This window comes from Alistipes sp. AF14-19 (assembly GCF_003461645.1).
In the GTDB taxonomy this organism is placed as follows: domain Bacteria; phylum Bacteroidota; class Bacteroidia; order Bacteroidales; family Rikenellaceae; genus Alistipes; species Alistipes shahii.
In genome coordinates, this window is record NZ_QTXM01000052.1 from 1 (window position 1) to 642 (window position 642).

1 protein-coding gene is annotated in these 642 nt (G+C 53.3%); it reads right to left on the minus strand.

Going from position 1 to position 642, the window contains the following annotated elements:
• Positions 1 to 33: 33 nt before the first annotated feature.
• On the minus strand, positions 34 to 471 hold the full coding sequence (locus DWW03_RS16360; protein WP_009597163.1) for a hypothetical protein: 438 nt from the start codon (positions 469 to 471) through the stop codon (positions 34 to 36).
• Between the last annotated feature and the right edge of the window lie 171 nt (positions 472 to 642).

The window sequence follows — 642 nt, forward strand, 5'->3', positions numbered from 1 at the left end:
CTGTAAACCTTTTTCAGGACGGGACAGGTGTCTTTAATGATTATCGGATATGGAACGTAGTTCGCATGGATAGACTTCAGTTTCCGAGTCTGAGCAGCAGATCAGGATAAGATCCTTGTCGGAGGGTGTCTCCTTATCGTCATTACCCGAACAGACGACACAACAACCGGACATTTCATAGTCGGGATCGCTCCGGAAGACACGCTGCCCGGGGTGAAAGACCTGCACGCGCGGCAGCTTCTCCCCGTCAAGGGTCTCCGGAAGAGCGATTACTTCCCGGATTGCAAGCCGGGGATGTTTGTCGAAATGCCAGTCTACCTCGGATTCTTCGCCGAGAGTCGTTTGAATCGCACTCAGAACCGTTCCGCATTGTTCGGAAACAAGACGTGCGGCCTCCTTGCCGGAAGCCGCACGCAGGGTAAAACAGCCGTTGAAGGTATAGCTGACCTTCAGTTTGAATTTTCGTCGCATAGTGTTTAAGAGTTATCGTTGTTGTTTTCAGACCATTCGTCGACTGTCGTCGCGTCATAGATGCCGTACCGGCGTATTTCAGCGTACGCCTGTCCTTCCCGGAGCAGGGGCTGCCGGGAGACGAACGTTCCGGTGAAGTTTGCCAAAGCCAGCGGAACGAGCCACTGGAAA